Source organism: Campylobacter concisus, assembly GCF_015229955.1.
Lineage (GTDB): Bacteria > Campylobacterota > Campylobacteria > Campylobacterales > Campylobacteraceae > Campylobacter_A > Campylobacter_A concisus_AT.
In genome coordinates, this window is the sequence record NZ_JAAKYZ010000001.1 from 756,885 (window position 1) to 772,507 (window position 15,623).

The following is a 15,623-nucleotide window of genomic DNA, read 5'->3' on the forward strand; positions in this document are numbered from 1 at the left end:
GCCAAATAAAAAGAGTAAATGACCATCAAATTATCATTGATCGAAAAGATATAGAGTTTGCACGAGCAAATCGGCAAAAACTCCATATCAATTTAAAAAACTACAAAAACCACTTAAAAACTATTTTAAAAGACAAATGTGATAAGCACCGCTGTTATAATAGATCAGCTACTTGCTATACTTGTTAAAAACTCCTAAATTTCCTACCACCGCAAAGACTTTAGAACGCTAAAATTTAGGAACAGCAGCCTTTGTAAGTTTAGAAAATTTAACACCTTTTAAACCAGCGATCCTTTCAGCAAAGCGTTCAATTTTGCCCGCCTCGCCTCTTATTGAAATCGTTTCTAAGCAGTTATGGTGATCGACATGAACATGGTTTGTGCAGATGATTTTCACATCAGAGCTATGCTCTATATCCATCTTTTTATTCACCAAATCGTTGTGATGATGCATATAAATGAGCGTCAAAACCCCGATCAACTCCTCACTAGCGTCCTTCCAGCTATCGCTTACGATCTTTTCGCGTATCAAATCCCTCGTAAATTCGCTCCTAGAAGCATAGCCTTGTTCGCTAACCTTTTTATCTAGTTCGTCTAGTAACTGACTAGGTAAAGAAACACTAAAACGTATAACACTATCCATTTTCTGCTCCTTTCTCGTTTGATTACCGTTTATAATCATTATACATCACTTATTAGAAAATGTGGATAAATAATAATAAATTTGCCCTAAATTTACGTTAGAATCGTTGCTACAGAATTTTTTATTGATATAAAATTTTAAATTTACTTTAGTAAATTTTTTGTAAATAAGTTCGAGTAAAGTCTTATTTTGAAAAACTCCGCCGCTTAGTAAAATTTCCATTTTTTCTTTTTTTGAAATTTCAAAAATAATATCAGCTAAGCCATTTATAAATGCTGTTGCAGCCACTCTTGGCTCATCTTTTAAAGCACTTTTAAAAGCTTCTTTAAAGCCAATCACTCCATTATCTTGGCTAAATTTATAACACACATCTAAATTTTTATCATAAAGTGCTTCAAGCCTCATACCACTCTCGCCCTCAAAACTCGAGTGAAAAAGCCCACAAATAATCGCCCCAAATGCGTCAAATATCCTACCAACCGAGCTAGTCTTTACTAAGTTTAATCCTTTTTGCTCCATTTTTTTAAAATTTGCAAACATTTTTTCATCAAAATTTACTAAAAATTTACTAGCTTCGTCCTCAAGAGAGTATTTTAAAATAATAGAATATGCGATTAGATAAATATTTTTGATGCTGTTTTCGCCCCCAAATAGGCTAAATTCATCAAAGTGATAAACTCTATTGTAACTTTTTTTATCCAGCCTAAAGACCTCGCCACCCCAAATTTTGCCATCTTCCCCGTATCCAGTGCCGTCAAAACAAAAGCCAAGATACTCTTTATCTGGCAAATCATTTTCAAAGATCACACTTAACAAATGTGCATAGTGGTGCTGCAAATGAATGAGCTCAAAGCCCTGATCCTTTGCCCATTTTGTATTTAAAAAATTTGGATGCAGATCGGCTACAACTTTATCGATTTTTAGGTTGTAAGTCTTTTCAAAAAGGGTAAAAATATCTTTAAATCTATCAAAAGTCGCCACGTTTTTTAGATCACCGATATACGGGCTAATCATCAAAAGTCCGTCTTTGTAGATACAAAATGAGCTTTTTAGCTCCGCTCCAAGGGCTAAAAATGTCCCTTTTTGCTTGAAATTTGTATGGATGAAATTTGGATTTAAGCCACGGCTCGTTCTTGTGAAAACAACTTCATCTCCAATGCAAAATGCGATACTATCGTCACTTGGCGAGTAAATTTCTCGGTCGTGATCAAGGTAAAAGTCTATGACATCACCTAGTTTTTCTCTTAGCTCATTCTCATCTTTTATCACAACTTCGCCTGAGATATTCGCGCTAGTTGCGATGATGTCGTGTTCTAAATAATCAAATAGCAAAAGATGTATGCCACTAAATGCGAGCATGACGCCAAGCTTGTTTAAATTTGGTGCGACGCTTTTTGCGATATTTGAGCCATTTTTTGCTTCAAGCAAGACGATAGGCTTTAAATTTGAGCTAAGTAGCTTTGCCTCTGCCTCTGAAATTTGCGCTATTTTTCTAGCATTCTCTAAATTTTTACTCATCAGAGCAAAGGGCTTGCTTGGGCGATGTTTTCTAGCTCTTAGCTCGCAAACTGCGGCTTCATTTGTCGCGTCGCAGACTAGATGAAAGCCACCAAGCCCTTTAATGGCTAAAATTTTACCCTCGTTTATGAGCTTAGCTGCCTCTTTGGCTGCTTCGTTTTTACTAGCCAAGACTTTGCCAAATTTATCTTTTAGATAGAGTTTTGGTCCGCAGTTTGGGCAAGAGATCGGCTCTGCGTGGTAGCGGCGGTTAAGCGGGTCTTTATATTCGCTCTCGCAAAATTTACACATTTTAAACTCGTTCATCGTCGTATTTACTCTGTCATAGGGCAATGCTTTGATGATGGAAAATCTAGGTCCACAGTTGGTGCAGTTTATAAATGGATATTTGTAGCGTGGATTTGTGGGGTCATAAAACTCGCGCAAGCAGTCGTCACAAAGTGCGTAATCAGGCAAGATAGGCGCTTGTTTGGTTGCCGACTTTGAGGCGATGATCTCAAGTTTTTCGTAAATTTTATCTATCTTAAATTTATGCAGTTCATCGATCCTAGCAAGGGCTGGTAGCTTCTCATAAAGCTCTTTTTCAAAAGCCAAAAAGCTAGCCTCTTCACCGCTAAAATTTAGCTTCACACCCTCATCATCGTTGTAAATTTCACCAACTAGCTTGAATTTATGCGCTAAAGTATAGACAAATGGTCTAAAACCAACGCCTTGAACTAAGCCTTTGATCTCATATCTAAAGCTTGATCTCAACGCCAAATCCGGGGTCAAAATTTGTTTTTATATTTGGGTTTAGGTGCTTTTTTATCAAGTTGCTAACTACCTTATTATAAAATAAATCCCCGCTTAAAGTAACATTTTTGATATTAAATTTATCTCGTTTTTCATAGCTAAAATCGCTTAAAAAATGCGCTAAAGATTCGGTGCAACCAAAGCTGATGTTTTTCTCTCCAGCGCCAGCAAGGACAAACGAAATGATACTTTTTACAAACTTAACCCCGTCTAAACCAAAGTCATCTTTCATTTTATAATCGATCCTAACACCCTTTTGACCGCTAAAATCAGCTGCCATAAGGAGCAAATTCTCCCCTGCTTTTTTAAAGTCATCGCTTAAGCCAAGCAAGCGTCCAGCTATGCAAAATAGCGAGAAAAAGCTAGCATTTGAGCTAAAATTTCCACTTGGCAAAGTATGCTCTTTACTGAAGTTTTCAAGTAGCCTTTCGCCACCCTCATCGGCTCTTACGAGCTCATAAATTTCTTCAAAGCTACTAAATTTTGGTAAAAATAGAAGCTGCGTTTTGCTTGATTTTGAAAGCAGGCAAATTTCATCATCGCTAAATTTGCTAAATTTTAGCCCCAAAGCTATATCGCTAAAATTACTAAGCTCAAATTCCTCGTTTTTTGCATAGAAAAATGGGCTTAAAACTGCGCTACTTTCAAGCAAAGTAAGCCTTGAAAGAGCATTTTTTTGATCCTTTACTTTAACGCTTAAAAAGCTAAAGCCCTCTTTATTTAGCTGTTCGCAAACGGCGTAAAGAAAAAGGTCATTTGGTGCCATCACGTCAAAAAATAGCGGCGCATTCTCGTGATTTTGTCTATAAATGGCTGTCGTCTTTAGTGCTAAAAGTGGCTTTTCAAAGCTAGCTAGAAATGTCAAAACTCTATCATCGGCGATAAAAATTTTTGGTAGCTGCTTTAAATTTACAGGCATCAAGAAATTTGCGTCAAAATTTACGCCAAGAGAAATTTCATATAAATTTTTATCTTGCTCTATGCAAACGCCCTTGCCGTTTTTTAATAAATTTAGGCAAGTTTTGAGCTTTTCATTAAAATTATCAAGCGTTATCTCGCCCTCAAATTTACTCTCACATAGCACGCCACTTTCATTTAAGATAGCCTTTTCGCTAGCCAAAAATGTGCTCGCTTGAGTCGGAGTTAGACCACCAAATTTTATCTTATTTATCTTGCTATCTTCATCAAGCTCACTTGCAGCCAAGACCTCACTGTGCTTTATAAAAAGACTAAATGGCAAGAGCACACTTGCTTTATTTGCCACGCTCTCAAGCTCGCTGGTATTGCCACTTACCTTTAGACAAATTTCATCATCTTTGCACTTTAGACTATGAAATAGATCACCAGCAAGCAAGCGTAAAAATGGCACCAGAAACGAAGCGTCCTTGTGGCAAGTAAATTTAAAAGCAAGTATCATTTTAAACCTTTTTTAGCGTATTCATCAACGATATCATTTAGGGTAAAATTTGCCACCTTTTCACACTTAAAATCAAGCTCTTTTAAGTGATTAAGCAGCGTTTTTTCTAAAATATTAGAAGCGTTTATAACCTCATCTGAGAGGCTAAAATTTGATGATTCTATGCGGCTAGGCACGATGCCTAAAATTTTAGTCGTAGGTCTATCGCCTGCAAGCTCCATTAGATGAAGGGTCTGGAGCATCTCTATCTCGTGAGCCGAGCCGTCCCAGCTGATAAAATTTGGTACGTTTAGAAAGTCGAAAAAATAAACATCGCCTACGCTTGCGCCATTCGCGCTAATGCAATCAACGACGATAAGATAGTCAAATTCGCTTATGATGTGAGTTAGAGCGAGGGCTAAAGTGCCCCCGTCCATTAATGTAAGCTCGTTTTTAGAGCTTGTAAATTTATAGTTTTTAGCCATCAAATTTACAAAATGAGCACCTATGCCCTCATCGGCAAACATCACGTTGCCGATGCCTAAAACCAGCACTCTCATCAGTGTTCTTTTACAAATTTATAGCCGCTAACGATAGCGTCCATCGCTCCATTTTTGCCTTTAACAGCGTTAAATACTGCCATATAAACATGAATCGGCACAAATATCATAATGACCCACATACAAATTCTATGTATCGTTCTGACATTTGCTAGTCCACCCATAAGCTCTTCAAAAAACCTCGCTGGCTCATAAAGCGCTCCGCCAAGTCCCTCATGATAAACATGAACATAAAGCACAAGACCACTTAGGCAAATAAGAGTCAAAATAAGATAAAAGAAAAAGTATGAGGCAAACTGCAAAGGATTATAAACGCCCCTTAAATGCGGATGTGGCCCCATAAAAAGATAGTATTTGATCTGTGCGATCCAAATTTTTGGATTTAGAAAATCAACCACACTCATCCACTCTTTTTTGCTATGTTTATCAAAGACAAATAGATAAAATTTAAAGATAAACGCCGCTATTAGCACAAAACCAGCGATCTGGTGAGCCATACGCCACTTTGCTTGCATAAAATTTGTAGGCTCGCTCGTGATCTCTGGACTCACAAAAACGTATGAGATATAGTAGCCACTCACAACTAAAAGTGTGATCGCTGCAAATCTAATCCAGTGTGTCAGCCTAACGCCGATGGAGAATTCGTATTCGCTGATCCTGTCAGCATTTTTATGTACCATATTCTCTCCTTACAAATTTGGATTTATCTTATAAGTACTCAAATCATTTCCCTTTGTATCCATAACATGCACAGCGCATGCGATGCAAGGATCATAAGAGTGAATTTTTCGTATTATCTCAAGTGGCTTTGAAAGATCAGCGATCTTTAAACCAACTAAGCACGCTTCGTAGCTTCCCATTTGATTTTGTGAGTCTTTTGGAGAGGCGTTCCATGTGCTTGGCACGACTGCTTGCCAGTTTGTGATAACACCATCTTTTATGCGGCACCAGTGGCTAAGCGCACCTCTTGGAGCATTGCCTTGAAAATTTCCTTTGTACTCTTTTTTGTTATCGATTACATATTTTGCGCAAGTCTCTTGATCTGATTTTAAATTTTCTACCAAGGCATTAAATGCGTCCATTGTGTGCTCTGCTACTACTTTTGCCTCAAGCATACGAGTAGCGGTTCTGCCTAGAGTTGAGAAAACTGCGCTTAGCGGTAAGCCGCTCTTTGCTAAAAATTCATCAACTACTTTTTTAACTCTCTCGTTGCCTCTAGCGTAGTTTATAACGATGCTTGCTATTGGACCCACTTGCATAGGCAAGCCATCATATCTTGGTGCTTTGATCCAGCTATATTTACCCTTTGTGTCAAAAAGCTTGCTGTGAGCTAGTTTGCCCTCGGCGTCTATGCTCTCGCCGTCAATAAGACCTGTGTAGTTTGCCTCTGTCTCGCCGTCGTATGGGTGGAGCGCTTTGTCGTTTTTATACCAAGACCTAGTAGCCTCTTCAGTGATTTTATTTTCATCGATATCATAAACCTTGTTAAGATCGCCATTTAAGATATAGCCACCTTTAAATAGATGATCATTTTTACCAATCAAAAACTCATCGTAGCAGAGTAAATTTGCCACACCAACGTCGTTTAGAACGCTTGGCTCATTACCATAAGCTTTAGCTGCCATCAAGATATCTGGATAGTAAGCTCTATCAACAAATTCTTTGATCTCAGCAAATTTGCTCATATATTCGCCCATTCTAGCTGGATCCATAAGGTCCATTACGCAGGTCACACCACCTACTGTTAAACTTTGTGGATGTGGGTTTTTCGCGCCAAAGATCGCCATCATCTGAGCTGCAGTTCTTTGGATTCTTAAACACTCTAAGTAGTGAGAAAGGACGATCAAATTTTGCTCTGGCGTAAATTTATATGTGCTATGTCCCCAGTATGCGTTGGCAAATGGTCCAAGGTTGCCCTTTTTAACAAATGCTTCAACCCTCTCTTTTACCTCTTTTAGCTTGTCAGCTCCCGTGGCAAATGGCAAATCAGTGTATTTAAACGCCTCTTCGCTAGCTTTATGTACATCTGCACTTAGTGCAGAGACGACGTCCGCCCAATCCATGCCATGAAGCTGATAAAAATGCACGATGTGATCGTGAAGATATAAAGCTGCGTTCATAAGCGTTCTAGTTAGCTCGGCATTTAACGGAGGCTTGATGCCAAGGGCATTTTCAACTGCGATGATGCCTGCTCGGTAGTGTGAGTATGTACAAACGCCACAAATTCTTTGCATAAAAAAGCCAGCATCTCTTGGGTCTCTGCCTTTTACGATCTGCTCTAAGCCACGCCAAAGAGTTGAGCCAGAATACGCCTCTTTTACAACATTATTTTCATCTACAACAACTTCTATTCTTAAGTGTCCCTCGATACGTGTTATAGGGTCTATTACTATTCTTTTTTCACTCATTTTTTCGCCTTATTCTTTATCTTTACTCATAGAAGCTATAACAGCGTGAGCTGCTATACCAATGCCTGTAAGAGCTAAAATTCCGATGCCAACTTTATCGCTGACATTATCAGCTCCAAGACCCAAAACAGTATCAAAGAGTCTATCTGCCATAGGCTCTTCAAATGGTCCCATCGTATCCCAGAAGTCTGGTTCTGAGCAGCCTATACAGCCGTGTCCCGCTTGAACTGGCCATGATGTGTGCTGGTTAAATCTCTCGCGTGAGCAGTTATTAAATGTATATGGACCTTTGCAACCTACTTTGTATAAGCAGTAGCCATTTTTTGCACCTTCATCGCCGAAATTTTGGACAAACTCGCCAGCGTCAAAGTGACCACGTCTTTCGCAAAGATCGTGAATTCTTAAGCCATAAGCCCATTTTGGTCTATTATAAACGTCAAGTGCTGGAAGTGTGCCAAAAAGCAAGAAGTGAAGCACGTTACCAACGATGTTTTTCTCACTTGGTGGACAGCCCGCAACATTAATAACTGGCTTATCAGTGACCTTTGAAAGTCCCACTGAATTTGATGGATTTGGCCTTGCAGCTTGAATGCCACCAAAGCTAGAACAGGTGCCGATCGCAAAGATAGCAGCTGCGTCTTTTGAAGCATTTACAGCATGAGTTTTACCTGTTGTGCCATGAGGTCCAACAGTTAGAAAATTTTCAGTCGCACCAGTTGGGATACCGCCCTCAACTAGCAAAATGTATCTGCCTTTGTATTTTTCGATCGCACTCTCTAAATTTTCTTCAGCCTGCCAACCAGAAGCTGCCATGATAGTTTCGTGGTATTCAAGGCTTATGTAGTCAAATATAAGACTATCTATACTTGGAGCATCGGTTCTTAGTAAGCTCTCGCTACAGCCTGTGCATTCTGCCATATGAAGCCATATCACAGGAAGCCTATCGCTAAGCTCAGCAGCACGAGCAACCATCGGTGTCATCGCACTTGGTAGAGCCATAAAAGCTGTCATCGCACCAGCCCACTTCATAAAATCACGCCTCGTAAAGCCCTTATCTTTTAAAAGCTGCGCAATACTCGAGTCGCTTTTCATCTTAGGCAACGCACTAAGCTCACTTAAGCGTCTATCTATCTTTTGACGCAAGTCATTATTCATATAAGCTCCTTTGCTTGAAAATTTTACTTTTGTTAATAATATCTTTGTTTAAAGAAGTAAAAAATTATTTTATAAAATTAATATTTGTAATTAAATAAATTTTAACTAAAAAATTTAAAATCCCTTTTTTTGCGATATATTTTCAAAATATAAAAAATAATATTTTGAGAAATTTTATTTTATTTTGATGAATCTTCAATATTTTAAGCATATTATTCTGAAAGTAAATATCAACTATAATTTTTAATAATTTCTAAAAATTTAGCATATTTAAGGCGAGAGAAATTTTTGAGATATAAATTTTTAAAAGCCCAAATTGATTAAATTTTAGGCTTTTAAAGTTGCATTAAAATGGCCAGATAGCTTCCATAAGTCTTGTGCCCCAAGGTTTTTTGGTAGATTTGTCTAGCTCACCCTCTGTTTTATATAAAATTTTAGCGTCAGCTATATATTTTGAGTCGATTTCGTTGTTTTGTGAGATGTCATAAGGCCTAATGACGCCGCTTACTTGCATGATCTGTTTTTCGCCGTTTATAAGTAGCTCGCGGCTACCCTCGATAAAGTAATTGCCGTTATTTAGTATTTTTATGATCCTAGCTGAAATGGTTGCGGTAAATTTCTCGCTTCTGTTGCTCGTGCCACTACCTGTAAATTTATTGCCGCCACCTGCTTTAAAGCCGATATCGCCGTATTTATTTAGATTATCAGCTATATTTGAAAGTGGAGCAGCTCCAGCCGTAAATACACCGCCACCAAGTGAGATGGTGCTATCTTTATTTGTGCTTTTGCTACCAGTTGAAGTTTGGCTTGCATTTTCTGAGATAACGATAGTCACGATATCATTTACATTCATCGCTTTTCTATCTGAAAAAAGAGGATTTTCGCCCTTTCCAAAGAGGCTACCAGCGTTGCTTTGTCCGGTTCCACTATCTTTTGAAGGGAGTTGCTCGACATAAACTGGGGGTTTCATATTGATATGAGGATCAGCGCTTGGTGTGCAGCCAGTGCAAATAATGCCCGCAGATAAGACGAGCCAAATCGTTTTATGGTTCATAAAAAATGCCTTAAAATAAGTATCTTTGTGCTAAAATTAAGCAATTTAAGTTCCTAAAAAGGTCGCAAATGAAAAGTTGTTACGTTTTTACAGACAAAAATTTAGCACATCTGCAAGAAATTATAGCTACAAAATTCAAAAAAGTTGAGATTTTTAAGATAATCCCAGACGAAAACGATAAAAATAACTTAATAAATTCAAATGAAAAAGAGTTTTTTCTAAAATTTATAGATAAATTTGAAGAGCTAAAAGCCAAAAGCGACTTTGTCATAGTTCTTGGCTGTGAGAGCTTTAGTGTCTTTGGCAAAAGCGAGCTAAATTTAAAGCTAGCAAGAAATTTAAACGCACCAGTTTTTGATGAAAACGCAAGCGAGCTAAAAGCGCTAAATCCAAACTCAAAGCTTCTAATTACCGATAAGATAGATGAAATTTTAAACTATAAAGCAGATATCATCACACAATTTAAATTTCAAAGTTTGCTTCTAAAAAGAGCTAAAGCGACAAACAAGACCGTCGTTTTACCAGAGAGCGACGATGAGAGAATTTTAAAAGCGGCTCATATCGTACTAGAAAAAGACGCGGCAAATATCATCTTGCTAGGACTTAAAGATGAAATTTCAAAAAAAGCGGCCGCTTTGGGGCTAAATTTAAGCAAAGCCAAAGTGATCAATCCAGAACAAAACGAGCTAACAGATGAATTTGCAAAGAAAATTTATGAACTTAGAAAGCATAAAGGCGTAGACGAAGTCAAGGCAAACGCACTTGCAAAAGATAAAATTTACTTTGCTACGATGCTAATTCATGAAGGAATAGCTGATGCCTTGGTAAGTGGCGCTACGATGAGCACGGCTGATACGATCCGCCCAGCCTTGCAGATAATAAAAACAAAGCCAAATGTAAGCGTGGTAAGTGGGGCATTTTTCATGGCACTTGAAGAAGAAATTTTGCTTTTTGCCGACTGCGCCGTCACGCCAAATCCAAGCTCAGATGAGCTAGCTAGTATCACGCTAAGTGGTGCTCAAACAGCAAGCACCTTTGGTCTTAACCCAAAGATCGCTATGCTGAGCTACTCTACGGCTGATAGTGGAAGTGGGCCTGATGTGGAGTTTGTAAAAGAAGCTGCTAAAAAAGCTAGCGAGCTTGATGCAAATTTAAAAATCGCAGCGCCAATTCAGTTTGATGCAGCGGTTGATCTAAGTGTCGCTGGCAAAAAAATGCCAAACTCAGAGGTTGCTGGGCATGCAAATGTCTTTATCTTTCCAAATTTAAACTGCGGAAATATCTGTTATAAAGCAGTTCAGCGAAGCGCAAACGCTCTAGCTGTGGGTCCAATACTTCAAGGATTAAAAAAGCCAGTTAATGACCTAAGCCGCGGTTGTCTTGTTGAAGACGTGGTAAATACCATCTTAATCAGCGCCATACAAGCAGGAGAATAATATGAGAATTTTGGTTTTAAACTCTGGTAGTAGCTCAATAAAATTTCAACTTTTTGCAATGGATACCAAAACCAGTTTAGCAAGCGGTCTAGTCGAGCAAATCGGCAGCTCCAGCTCAAGAGCGGTGTTAAAAGCAAATGGCAAAACCTACGAGATAAAACGCTTTATAAAAGACCACCATGACGGACTTGAGGCGATGAACGAGCTCTTTGTAACCTCGCATACATTGCACGATCTAAGCGAGCTTGACGGCATCGGACACAGGATAGTACATGGCGGAGAGAGCTTTTTTAGCTCGATGATCGTTGATGAGAGCGTTATTAAAAAGATCGAGGAGATAAGCCCACTTGCCCCTCTTCATAACCCGGGGCACCTTGCTGGCATCAAAAATGCGATGAAGGAGAGCAAAAACGTACCTCACGTGGTCGTTTTTGACACGGTATTTCATCAAAGTATGCCAGAGTATGCCTACCGCTACGCCCTGCCCTACGACGTTTGCAAGACTCATCACATCAGAAAATACGGCTTTCATGGCACATCACATAGATATGTTTGCAAACAAGCGGCCAAAATGCTTGGCATAGAATTTGATAAATTTAACGCTATCTCACTTCATCTAGGAAATGGCGCCTCAGCCTGTGCAGTACAAAATGGCAAAAGTATCGATACCTCGATGGGGCTTAGCCCACTTGAAGGGCTCATAATGGGCACAAGAAGCGGCGATATGGACCCAGCTGTGGTCATTTACTTGCTAAATATCGGCGTTTTAAAGTGGAACGAGATCGATAACTTTTTAAATAAAAAGAGCGGACTTTTTGGAATTTGTGGCTCAAGCGATATGAGAGAGGTCGTAGCCAAGATGCAAAATGACGAGCGCGCAAGACTTGCTTTTGAGATGTTTTGTTACCGAGTGAAAAAATATATTGGCTCATATTACGCCATTTTAGGACGCGTTGATGCACTTATATTTACTGGCGGTATCGGCGAAAACGCGCCAAATACAAGGCAAAAAATTTGTGATGAATTAAAACATCTTGGCATTCACATAAATCACGATCTAAATTTCCAAGACATGCGAGGCGAGAGATGCATAGACGGGGATGACGCTAAGATAAAAACGCTCATCATACCAACAAACGAAGAGCTAGAAATCGCAATAGAAACGGCTAGAGTAATAAAAGAGAACAAAGCCAAATAAATAGAAATTTAAAATAAAATAGCTAATTTGTATTTTGCCAAACTCAACATATAAATTTTAAGTCTAGCTCGTTTTAAAATAGAATTAGCATTTTTAGGCTACGAGATAAAAAGCTTTTGCGATTTTAAGCTCGCAAAAGCTTGCAATCAATTTTTCTTAAAAAATCTCAAAATTTTTGCTTGGAGTTTAAACTGATCTGAAAGCTCCATTATCGGATAAGCTCCAGCGTATTTTTTGCCGCCAGGCAGGTCTTTGCTAACGCCTCCACGTGCAGCGATCTGCGCGAAGTCACCCACTTTTACATGACCAGCTGAGCCGCTTTGTCCGCCCATTACAACGTTTCTGCCTAGCACTGTTGAGCCAGCAAGGCCAGTTTGTGAGACGATTAGGCAGCCATTTCCAAGCTCGCAGTTATGGCCTATTTGAACGAGATTATCTATCTTTGTGTAGTTTGCGATCACTGTGCTTTCAAAAACACCACGATCTATCGTCGTGCAAGCACCGATCTCGACATAATCGCCTAAAACAACATTGCCATTATGATAAATTTTTACATGCTCGCCAGTTTTTGTATGTGCATAACCAAAGCCATCGCTTCCGATCACACAGTTTGCCAGCAGATGACACTCGTTACCGATGACGCAGTCGTTATAAATGGCTACGTTTGGGTGGATGATGCAGTTTTTGCCGATAGTCACATTATCGCCCAAAAATGCTCCAGCCATGACTATCGTATTTTCACCAATGCTCACATTTGAGCCTATGTAGACATTTGGCATTATCTTTGCACTCTTGGCGATATTTGATGGCTTTGGCTCACAAAAAAGCGGCTTAGCATAATCTTTACTAAGCAAGGCAAATGCAAGGTGCGGGTTGTCACACACAAGTGCGACCATACCAGCTGGCACCAAGTCTAAAAGCGATTTTGTCACCAAGATGGCTCCAGCGTTTGACGTGCTTATAAATTTTGCATTCTTCTCGCCATCGCAGTATGTTAGCTCAGCTTTATTTGCATTTTTTAAAGAATTTAGAGCAAAAATTTCAAGATCTTCTCCACTAAAAGTAGCATTTACTTTTGAGGCTATTTCACTTAGTTTCATCATATATCCATTATCACAGATCCGCCACGTACGACGTCAACTGGGTTAAATTTCTTTATCGATTTTAAAAAGTTCTCTATCCTACTCGCATCGTCAGCCACCATGACAACGATGTAGTTTTCATTTGTATTTGTCACGATACCGTTGTATGCCTTTAGTATCGCTTCAAGGCCAGCAAAATTTTCACCAAGAGGAATTTTCACAAGAGCCATCTCTTTTTCGACAAATTCGCCACTTTCTATGACTTTATAAGTTGGGATAAGCTTGTGAAGCTGTTTTACGATCTGCTCTAAAACTCTCTCGTCGCCACTAGTTACGATGCTCAGTCTTGAGAAGTTGCTCTCAGGTATCGGAGCAACGGTGAGCGTATCGATGTTGTAGCCCCTGCCCGCAAAAAGCCCAGAAATTCTAGCCAAAACGCCGTGTTCATTTAAAACTATAACCGAAATCGTTCTTCTGATACTCATTTTTCTTCCTTGCTCTTTAATATCATATTATAAATCGCAGCTCCAGCTGGAACCATAGGAAGTACATCCTCAAAGCGGTCGATCCTAACGTCGATCATCGCTGATTTCTTACTATCGATCGCTTCTTTTAAAGCCTTTCTAAACTCGTCCTTGCTCTTGCAAACAAAGCCAATACCGCCAAATCCCTCAGCGATCTTTACAAAATCAGGCTGCAAGCTAAGATCAGTCGATGAGTAGCGTTTTTCATAAAAAAATGTCTGCCACTGACGAACCATGCCTAAGAAGTTGTTGTTTAAAATGATGTTTATAACAGGCATATTTATCTCATGAGCAGTCATTAATTCTTGGATATTCATAAGTATTGAGCCATCGCCTGTAAAATTTATAACAAGATTGTCTGGTTTTGCGCATTTTGCGCCTATCGCTGCAGGGAGGCCAAATCCCATTGTGCCAAGTCCGCCACTTGTGACAAGCTGTCTTGCTCGGTTAAACGGATAAAACTGCGCCACCCACATTTGGTGCTGTCCGACGTCTGTTGAGATTATTGCATCAGCTCCTGCTATCTTTGCTGTCTCTTCGATAACCCATTGTGGTTTTAAGACCTTGTCGCTATCTGTGTAGCCAAGTGGATTTAGTTTAGAATATCTATCTAAAATTTCTCTCCAAGGTGCGTAGTTTTCAGGCTTTGAATTGACTTCGTCATAAAGCTCAGTTAGCACGTTTGTAAGATCACCAACTATTGGATAGTGAGCATTTATGATCTTTGAGATAGAGCTTGGATCGATATCGATGTGAATTATCTTTGCATGTTTGGCAAACTCGTCCGTCCTGCCAGTGATCCTATCGCAAAATCTAGCTCCAAGCGAGATGAGAAGGTCGCACTCACTAAGTGCCATATTTGAAGCGTAGCTACCATGCATGCCTGCCATGCCTAAATTTAGCTCATCTTTTGCATCAAGCACGCCAAGAGCCATAAGCGTCTCAACCGCTGGGATGCCAGTTTTTTTCATAAATTTACGGATAATATCACTAGCTCCAGATGCGATCGCACCGCCACCGATGTATAGAAGCGGCCTTTTAGCTTCATTTATCGCAACTGCTGCTTTTTTTATCTGTTTTGAGTTGCCCTTATAGGTTGGTTTGTAACTTGGAATAGAAATTTCTTTTGGATAGACAAAGTCACCAAGTCTTGATGTGATATTTTTTGGGATATCGATATGAACCGGTCCTGGACGGCCTGATCTTGCGATGTAAAACGCCTCTTTTATGATGCGAGGTAGCTCTTCAACGCTATTAACTAAAAAGTTATGCTTAACACAGGGGCGTGAAATGCCGACCGCATCGATCTCTTGAAAAGCATCTGTACCGATCATAAATGTTGGTACTTGACCGCTTATAAGCACGATTGGAATACTATCACTATAAGCTGTTGCAAGGCCTGTGACAGCATTTGTAAAGCCAGGACCACTTGTCACAAAAGCAACGCCGACTTTACCGCTAACTCTAGCGTATCCATCGGCTGCGTGAACGGCTGCTTGCTCGTGGCGAACCAAAACGTGTTTAAAATAAGTCTGCTTGTATGTTTCGTCGTAGATATTTAAAGCTGCACCGCCAGGATAGCCAAAAACTATCTCAACGCCCTCTTCGTGCAAGGCCTCGCTTATCATCTGTGAACCAGAAATCTGTTTTATCATCACTTTAGCCTTTTGATAAATTTATCGCAGATTATATCCCAAAGCATTTTAAATCCATTTTAACTTTCTAGCGAATTTTAGGTATTGCCTTGATTTTCTTGAAAAATTTTTAACTAATTTAAAAGAATAATACAAAATATTTTACATAAAACTAAACATATTATTTTTAGTAAAATTGATAAATTTAAGTGAGCAAAGACTAT

Annotated in this window: 13 protein-coding genes; 2 read left to right on the top strand and 11 right to left on the bottom strand. The window is 39.3% G+C overall.

The genetic code is table 11. The annotated features are described in order from the left end of the window. Positions 1–228 precede the first annotated feature (228 nt). The 8 genes from nikR to flgH form a co-directional block, all read right to left on the bottom strand. Positions 229–642: a nickel-responsive transcriptional regulator NikR gene (gene nikR, locus G6W45_RS03830; protein WP_103577425.1), complete on the bottom strand. Its 414-nt coding sequence runs from the start codon at positions 640–642 to the stop codon at positions 229–231. A 45-nt stretch (positions 643–687) separates the two neighbouring features. Then, positions 688–2,913 (bottom strand): carbamoyltransferase HypF, encoded by a 2,226-nt coding sequence (gene hypF / locus G6W45_RS03835; RefSeq protein WP_194167572.1) that lies wholly within the window; start codon positions 2,911–2,913, stop codon positions 688–690. Next, a complete protein-coding gene (locus G6W45_RS03840) occupies positions 2,897–4,369 on the bottom strand; it encodes a hypothetical protein (RefSeq protein ID WP_194167573.1) in 1,473 nt (490 codons plus the stop codon). The genes hypF and G6W45_RS03840 overlap by 17 nt, the downstream gene beginning before the upstream one ends. Next, the gene (locus G6W45_RS03845; protein WP_194167574.1) at positions 4,366–4,908 is read right to left on the bottom strand and encodes a hydrogenase maturation protease; all 543 of its coding nucleotides are present in this window, start codon (positions 4,906–4,908) and stop codon (positions 4,366–4,368) included. Before G6W45_RS03845 ends, G6W45_RS03840 begins: the two co-directional genes overlap by 4 nt. Beyond that, entirely contained in the window at positions 4,908–5,588 is a 681-nt protein-coding gene (cybH, locus tag G6W45_RS03850; RefSeq protein ID WP_194167575.1) for a Ni/Fe-hydrogenase, b-type cytochrome subunit, read from the bottom strand. The genes G6W45_RS03845 and cybH overlap by 1 nt, the downstream gene beginning before the upstream one ends. A 9-nt stretch (positions 5,589–5,597) precedes the next feature. Further along, positions 5,598–7,316 (bottom strand): nickel-dependent hydrogenase large subunit, encoded by a 1,719-nt coding sequence (locus G6W45_RS03855; protein WP_194167576.1) that lies wholly within the window; start codon positions 7,314–7,316, stop codon positions 5,598–5,600. Positions 7,317–7,325: 9 nt separating this feature from the next. Continuing rightward, a complete protein-coding gene (locus G6W45_RS03860) occupies positions 7,326–8,471 on the bottom strand; it encodes a hydrogenase small subunit (RefSeq protein ID WP_021091342.1) in 1,146 nt (381 codons plus the stop codon). 346 nt (positions 8,472–8,817) lie between these two features. Then, positions 8,818–9,525, bottom strand: coding sequence for a flagellar basal body L-ring protein FlgH (flgH, locus tag G6W45_RS03865; protein WP_072594280.1), 708 nt, complete (start codon positions 9,523–9,525; stop codon positions 8,818–8,820). Positions 9,526–9,593: 68 nt separating this feature from the next. Here flgH and pta point away from each other — a divergent pair, with 68 nt between their 5' ends. Next, positions 9,594–10,961: a phosphate acetyltransferase gene (gene pta, locus G6W45_RS03870; RefSeq protein ID WP_194167577.1), complete on the top strand. Its 1,368-nt coding sequence runs from the start codon at positions 9,594–9,596 to the stop codon at positions 10,959–10,961. A gap of 1 nt (position 10,962) precedes the next feature. Then, positions 10,963–12,159, top strand: a complete 1,197-nt coding sequence (locus G6W45_RS03875) for an acetate kinase (RefSeq protein WP_194167578.1) — start codon at positions 10,963–10,965, stop codon at positions 12,157–12,159. 146 nt (positions 12,160–12,305) lie between these two features. Here G6W45_RS03875 and lpxD read toward each other — a convergent pair whose 3' ends face one another. From lpxD to G6W45_RS03890, 3 genes are read right to left on the bottom strand one after another with little or no spacing between them, the layout of a single operon-like run. Further along, the gene (gene lpxD / locus G6W45_RS03880) at positions 12,306–13,259 is read right to left on the bottom strand and encodes a UDP-3-O-(3-hydroxymyristoyl)glucosamine N-acyltransferase (RefSeq protein ID WP_194167579.1); all 954 of its coding nucleotides are present in this window, start codon (positions 13,257–13,259) and stop codon (positions 12,306–12,308) included. After that, entirely contained in the window at positions 13,259–13,720 is a 462-nt protein-coding gene (gene ilvN, locus G6W45_RS03885) for an acetolactate synthase small subunit (RefSeq protein WP_346265357.1), read from the bottom strand. The genes lpxD and ilvN overlap by 1 nt, the downstream gene beginning before the upstream one ends. Positions 13,721–13,722: 2 nt before the next feature. Further along, positions 13,723–15,417, bottom strand: coding sequence for an acetolactate synthase large subunit (locus G6W45_RS03890; RefSeq protein ID WP_346265358.1), 1,695 nt, complete (start codon positions 15,415–15,417; stop codon positions 13,723–13,725). Between the last annotated feature and the right edge of the window lie 206 nt (positions 15,418–15,623).